Below are 6,700 nucleotides of genomic sequence, written 5' to 3'. Positions count from 1 at the left end.
AGTTCGTGATCTTGCCCTGCATTAATTATGAGTATTATTCTTATTTATTGCGTTGGGTTACTTAGATTTATTCCTTCGCTCATGTATAAATCATCGTATTTGAGCCCACCATTGCCATAAGGTTCTTTAATTGGGCCCGTATTACAGTTTGCTAAAAAGTATATAAGAGGTTGTTCGCGCTTCATTCTAAATTGTGCATTTTTATATACCAGAGTTTGCTTGCTAAATTCACCACCTTTTACATAAACATCGTATTGTTGCCCTTGCTCTGAGACTGCTGCGTTATTAACAACGTACCATACGTCGTACCACGTATTTGTTTGCAGAGGCTTGGCTGATTGCCTACTAGTGTAGTTTTGAATATTGCTATACCCGCTGTCGGTTTTAACCATTAATGCGCCATCGTTTACAAGCCCGTTTGATTCTGTTTTATCGGTTACGCGAAGTGTTGGCTCAAATGCATCGTACGCATGTTTATTAATTAACTCCGGAGTAAGATTACTCAGCCCAAAAGCGTGATTATTGGGAAACGCAGCGACGTTTATACGTATATAAAATGTGTAGGTTTGACCAACTTCAACCGCTAGTGGAAGCTTTGTATAAGAAAGCGCTTTACGATTTCCTACAATGCCTTCTGCCGCAGGCTTTTTTAGTAAATAATGATTAACAGATGCGATTGCTTGTTCTGGTTGTATAACTGTTATTTGTGGATTTTTAACTTGTGGTTTGGTTTCATTTTGAGTATCAACACTTTGCCACTTGCTAAGTGAATGTTCAAAGTTATCAATAAGCACCCAATCGCTCGATGTGTTTTCTTGAATGTTTGAACATGCTGATAGGGTGCTGAATAAGCAAAGAAATAAAATGTGTTTAGAAGACATAATTGGCTCTCGTAATATTATTGATATTTGGTTAACCAATTTTAATTTCGGCTATGGTTTTTATTAAAAGTCATATAACCAATTTAACTTTTTTATGTCAATCATTAAAACATTAGTTATGGTTTGATAGAGCTTGAAAAATGTAATATTGTCATTGTATTCAATCAGCTCAGCAAATTTTAGCTGAGTTGAAATTAATTAAATTATTAGGACGTTTTATGTATACGGGTTCGTGTTTGTGCGGTGAAGTAAGTGTTGAAGTATTGGGTAGTATAACCAGCATTATTCATTGCCATTGTTCACTATGTAGAAAAAATAGCGGGACTGCATTTGCAACTAATGGCTTTGTAAATACAGATGACTTCACAATAACGAAAGGGCAAGAACGACTCAGTGAATATAGTTTTAAAGCAGGGCGTACGCGCTATTTTTGTAAATGTTGTGGCTCCCCTGTTTATAGTAGTAATGCAGATGACAAAAGCAGAATACGAATTCGTCTAGGTATATTTGATAGCGATATTACTGAACAAGTATTGTCGCATAACTTTGTTACATCTAAGGCTAACTGGGAGCTGTTAGAAACAAGCTTACCGTGCTATGAAAAACATGAACCTGGGCGGTAAGACGTTTTATTCAATGTGGTAAATGCTGTTAATACTTTTATAAAGGTCTGGCGCAAAATTTATAAACACAGGTGAGTTTTGTATTTCATCAACGTTAATATGCATCAACGTATGTTGGCACAATATCAATACTATATTTTTATATTCATTAAACTCTATTAGCGCCAAGCATTTAAAATGTTGCCTTATCAGTACCAAAAGGGCTTGTAATTCTTGACCTGTTTGCGGGTTTAAATTAACGATTACTTGAGTATTTGGCTCACTACAGCGATTTATGTTTTGCCAAAAGCTGTCATTGGTTAAAAAAGGCTGATGATGTTCACCACTAAAAATATCAATAGTAATTACGTTAAAGTTAGCTGTGCATTTTGAAATATACTGTTCAGCGCATTGTAAGTGGATATTGTGGTTACTTGGTAGGTTAAATAATTGCGTTGCAATAGAGGCTATATTTGGGTTTATTTCGATTGTACTAAATGTATTAATGGTATTTACGTAAGGCGTATGGTTTTGCAGGTGATACATGATTCGCTCAAACCCTGCGGTTCCTAAGCCTAAATTTAATATGTTTAGTGTATTTGCAGGTTTAAGTAAAAAGAGCAACATGCATTGATTTACAGGGACGATTACTTGTTCTGGATGCACAAGGCACATAACACCTTGAATAGTAATATCTTCATCTTTTTTTTGTGCAAGTGTTAGCCAACGATACTGTTGATTTTGAAATACAGTTATAGGGCCAAAATCAGTTTGTTCTGATTTGATTTGGTTTGCTTCAATGGTATCGTTTTTTAGCTGACGCATAACTTAAACTTTTTTATAAACACGTTCATAGTGTGCCACGAAAAATAAATTTTTAAATAGATTATTGTGCAGAACACATGTAATTTTACTTATTACTATAATAGTGTATTGGCAATTAACTGCTTAAGTATTATTCAAGGATTGAAAATGGGATTAATTTTAGGGCCAGCTGTTTTAGTATGGTTTGCAGTATTTATTTATTCTTTACAATTAGGATATGCGCTTATTTATAAAAATATGAGTGTATTAGCGACAGTATCTACTTTTTTAATTAGTATTATTGGTATGCTGGCTTTTATTACGTATGGATATAGGCAGTTTGTAAACAATACCTCTGTTTGGGCATTTGAGATCCCAAGTTACTTTTTATTTAACAAAATTGCTTTTATAGGTGTATTAAGTGGTTTTTTACTTAACTACTATATTAATCCAGCAAATAATTCTAATTTTTTGAGCTGTTTAGCATTTGTATTAATATTTATGTTTTCTGCTGGTGTGCTTGCAAGCTTAGGAGGACATGAGGCCTTTTTGAAAGAATTTGATATTAAAACCACTCATTAAAAGTATGCATAATAAATTTTGGCCCAGTACTTATAAAAGGTAGTGGGCTTTTTACTATCCTAATAACCTCTTGTAAATGCGTTTTAGCGTGATCCTTTCTACATCTACCTCAAATGTATTGCCATAAAATCTTAGTTAAGTAATGGTTACACTATAATAATTAGGAGCTAATAGATGCTTAAAACACCTTTGAAAATCACAACAACGTTACTTAAATTTACTGCAATTGCAGGCGCCTGCACACTTGCACTATCAGCACATGGGAAAACACAACTTCAATACACAGAACAGCAAAAATTACATGATATAGCAGCTCAAGTATCAGCCGAACGTATTGGTAGTGACATTCAAACGCTGGTGGATTTCGGTACTCGCCATACGCTTTCAGAAACTAAATCGGATACTCGAGGCATTGGTGCGGCTAGGCGCTGGATAAAAAAAGAATTTGAAAAAATATCCGCACAGTGTGGCGGTTGCCTAGAAATTATTGAAGTAAAGGACACTATATCGGGCGAAAAACGCATTCCTAATCCTGTTGAAGTGGTTAACATAGTGGCTATTCAACGTGGGTCGAGCGAGCCTAATCGCATGGTGATGATGTCGGGTGACATAGATTCTCGTGTAAGTGATGTTATGGACTTTACGAGTGATTCACCTGGGGCAAATGATAACGCATCAGGCGTGGCAGGTATAATAGAAGCTGCTCGTGTTTTAAGTAAATACAAATTTAATGGATCGGTAGTTTACGCGGCGCTTTCGGGCGAAGAGCAAGGTTTGTTTGGCGGGAAAATATTAACGGCTTACGCGCAAAAGCATGACTGGCAAGTTCATGGCGTTTTAAACAACGATATGATTGGCAATATTACCGGTATTAATGGGGTAACCGATAATACAACTGCACGTATATTTTCAGAAGGTACCCGTGTTGTAGAAACAAAAGAGCAAGCTAATACTCGCCGCTTTAGAGGTGGTGAAGTTGATTCTGCGAGTCGTAATTTAGCGCGCTACATAGATACTATTGCGGATAGATACATTCCTAATTTAGATACAATGCTTGTATATCGATTAGATAGGTTTGGCCGTGGTGGGCATCATCGTCCATTTAACGATGCAGGTTTTGCCGCAGTGCGTATTATGGAAACTAACGAGCATTACGATCGCCAGCATCAAGATTTACGCACCGAAAATGGGGTTGAGTATGGTGATACTATTGAAGGCGTTGATTTTGACTATACGGCCAAGTTAACTTCACTTAATGCGGTAACGATGGCATCAATGGCGTGGGCACCTGCACCGCCAAAAGAAGTTAAAATAACAGGAGCAGTTACAGCTGATACGTCGTTTTCATGGCAAAAAAGCAGTGATGAAAATATTGCGGGTTACAAAATTTATTGGCGTTACACGAGCGAGCCGCAATGGCAGTTTAGTAAATACGTTGGCAGGGTTTCAGAGTTCACACTTAAAAATGTAGTGATTGATAATTATTACTTTGGTGTAGCCTCTGTTAGTAAAGACGGTGTTGAGTCTCCAGTAGTTTTTCCGGGTGATGTAGGTTCGTTTGATCACAATATAAAATAGTAGTTTGGCTGAAAATTCAGCAAACAGAGCGCTTGAAGGTGTAAACGGCCATTTTATACTTGCACCTTATTTACTAAGCCCTTAGAGTGTAAAAAAAGAAGTAAAAGGTTATTAAAAATGCAGCAACAAGAAAAAAAACCGTTAACAGCACAAGAGCAAGCTTTAGCTGAGCAACAACGTGTTGCATGGCAGCGTGAATGTTTTCAGGCAGCGCAAAAGCACTTAGCTGAAAAGGGCATTATGCCAAAATCAGTAGTTGATAAAGATAGCCGATTTTTAGCGCCACTTTGCGCAATGTGGAAATTTAAAGCACAAAATGGTAAAACATATTGGGTGGTAACAGGGCGGTTACCTACAGATCATGCTGAGGTTAGTGCGGCTACAGATGCCCGCGATGCAATGCGTTACTTTTCTTTGCAGTGGCAATTAAAAGCGGATCAAATTATGAGTACAGGCGGCCGTGACAAAACGCAGGTAGATTTTGCTAACTTACTTATAAATAGAGCACATGGCTTGTACGAAATGTATGAAAATGAACCTCTGTGGGCAAATGAGGCAAAGTAACTACAGTTTGGGTTAAGTAAAAAAGTAGAGGGTGATGGTTTATTTATTGCCCTTTTCTTTATCTAATGGACAAGTGTGAAAGGCGTTGTATTAAACGCCGAAACAGAGCATTGCATACGTTGCCTAGGAATTCCCGCCTCCATAAACACATTTCCTTGCTGAATAAAGCCATTTCGCTTAAAACGTTCTACTTCATCTAGAATACAATTAATACTGACAGCTTCTATCCCCTGATTTGATGCTAAATCAATAATGAAATTGAGAAGCGATTTATATACATTGCGGTTTCGGTGTGCGGGTAGTACAGCTATTCGACCAATTAAGCCATCAGTACATAATCGGCCTGTAGCAACGGGGCAGTGAGTGTCGTCTGTAACAAGTACATGCAACGCAAATTTATCTAGGCTATCAAATTCTATACGTTTAGGTATGTGTAATTCATAAACAAAAACACGCTCACGAATTAGTTGAAGCATATCCTTACGTATAGCCCATTCTACTTTATCAACTTGATAGCCCATGGCAAACTCCTAGTTAAACCAAATTCCCTCATTAACGAGTGTAGTAAAGGTTTGAATAAATACTAGGCTAGGTTTTAAAAATTTTAACTGCGAGGCTTCAAACTCGATATCGTCAGTTAGTAGTTTCACAGCAGCTAAGTCAGTTAATAACACAGTGTAATTTTCGCCGTTTACACTTAACAAAATGTTTTCTTCAAGCAATTGATAAATAGCGCGTGTGCCACCTAAGCGTTCAAACACAATGGTGTTATTAGTTAATGCATTCGTTATTTGCTCTGCTGAAAATGGCTCTTCAGCAGGCGCTAAGTCCATTTCATGTTTAGGTTGGCTTAAGGTTGTTCCTAGCCATTGTTTGAATAGCGTGTCGTTTTCAAGCAGTCCTTGCATTAATGTTTTAACTTTAGTGACTTCAATATTATTAAGCTCACCTTTAGATTCTCTGAGTGTGAGATTACCATCGGTGTAGCGTTTTTGACCGCTTTCGGTATCAATAATATGATCGGCGAAGCTCGACAATAAATCTTGTTGATTTGGTGCTCTAAAACCAACTGAATAATTTAGTGCGTTTTCTACAGCGTAACCTTCGTGAGGGCACCCTGGTGGAATATATAAAATATCGCCTGGTTCTAATATGCAATCGATTACGGCTTCAAATGCTTCTACTTGCAGTAATTTTTTGTTTTGAGCAAACTGCTTAAGTGTTGGATCGGGCAGGCCTACGCGCCAATGACGTTTACCTTCGCCTTGAATAATAAATACGTCATACTGGTCTAAATGTGGGCCAACACCACCATTAGGCGTTGAATAGCTGATCATTAAATCATCTATGCGCCAGTTTGGAATAAACCTAAATGGCTCTAGTAGTTGTGCAGCTTCGCTATGCCAGTGATCAACTGCTTGCACGAGTAATGTAGAATGATCGTCTGTTAATTGCTCAAAGTCTTCAAATGGACCTTGGTGCGTTTGCCAGTCATTTTTATGATTGGTGATAATACGCGACTCTATGCTTTCTTCCATTGCTAGACCGGCAAGTTCATTAGCATCAAGCGGGTCTTGAAAATCAGCAAAACCTTGTTTGATTAAAAGCGGTTTTTTTTGCCAAAAATGGCTTAAAAACTCTTGCTCAGACAAATTATTTATTTTTAATTGATACATACATTATGCCTAC

At 37.4% G+C, this 6,700-nt stretch carries 8 protein-coding genes; 4 read left to right on the top strand and 4 right to left on the bottom strand.

Features of this window, described 5'->3' with window-relative positions; all coding sequences use genetic code 11:
- Positions 1–44: 44 nt before the first annotated feature.
- Complete coding sequence (locus tag DC53_RS18705; RefSeq protein WP_033028405.1) at positions 45–881, bottom strand: hypothetical protein; 837 nt, start codon at positions 879–881, stop codon at positions 45–47.
- Between the two features lie 218 nt (positions 882–1,099).
- Here DC53_RS18705 and DC53_RS18710 point away from each other — a divergent pair, with 218 nt between their 5' ends.
- Positions 1,100–1,504, top strand: coding sequence for a GFA family protein (locus DC53_RS18710; RefSeq protein WP_007375699.1), 405 nt, complete (start codon positions 1,100–1,102; stop codon positions 1,502–1,504).
- Positions 1,505–1,510: 6 nt separating this feature from the next.
- Here the strand turns inward: DC53_RS18710 and DC53_RS18715 are convergent, their stop codons facing one another.
- Complete coding sequence (locus tag DC53_RS18715) at positions 1,511–2,308, bottom strand: class I SAM-dependent methyltransferase (RefSeq protein WP_008133642.1); 798 nt, start codon at positions 2,306–2,308, stop codon at positions 1,511–1,513.
- A gap of 147 nt (positions 2,309–2,455) precedes the next feature.
- On the opposite strand from DC53_RS18715, the gene DC53_RS18720 reads away from it, so the two are divergent.
- From DC53_RS18720 to DC53_RS18730, 3 genes are all read left to right on the top strand, one after another.
- Positions 2,456–2,869: a hypothetical protein gene (locus tag DC53_RS18720; RefSeq protein WP_033028404.1), complete on the top strand. Its 414-nt coding sequence runs from the start codon at positions 2,456–2,458 to the stop codon at positions 2,867–2,869.
- Positions 2,870–3,043: 174 nt separating this feature from the next.
- Entirely contained in the window at positions 3,044–4,447 is a 1,404-nt protein-coding gene (locus tag DC53_RS18725; protein WP_033028403.1) for a M28 family peptidase, read from the top strand.
- A gap of 117 nt (positions 4,448–4,564) precedes the next feature.
- Positions 4,565–5,011 (top strand): DUF4826 family protein, encoded by a 447-nt coding sequence (locus DC53_RS18730; RefSeq protein WP_033028402.1) that lies wholly within the window; start codon positions 4,565–4,567, stop codon positions 5,009–5,011.
- Positions 5,012–5,073: 62 nt separating this feature from the next.
- Here DC53_RS18730 and DC53_RS18735 read toward each other — a convergent pair whose 3' ends face one another.
- Positions 5,074–5,532, bottom strand: coding sequence for a GNAT family N-acetyltransferase (locus DC53_RS18735; RefSeq protein ID WP_007375704.1), 459 nt, complete (start codon positions 5,530–5,532; stop codon positions 5,074–5,076).
- Positions 5,533–5,541: 9 nt separating this feature from the next.
- Entirely contained in the window at positions 5,542–6,687 is a 1,146-nt protein-coding gene (locus DC53_RS18740) for a ribosomal protein uL16 3-hydroxylase (protein WP_033028401.1), read from the bottom strand.
- Between the last annotated feature and the right edge of the window lie 13 nt (positions 6,688–6,700).

This window comes from Pseudoalteromonas fuliginea, from assembly GCF_000690055.1.
Lineage (GTDB): Bacteria > Pseudomonadota > Gammaproteobacteria > Enterobacterales > Alteromonadaceae > Pseudoalteromonas > Pseudoalteromonas fuliginea.
Note: the sequence above shows the minus strand (reverse complement) of the source record. Positions and strands in the feature narration are given on the sequence as shown.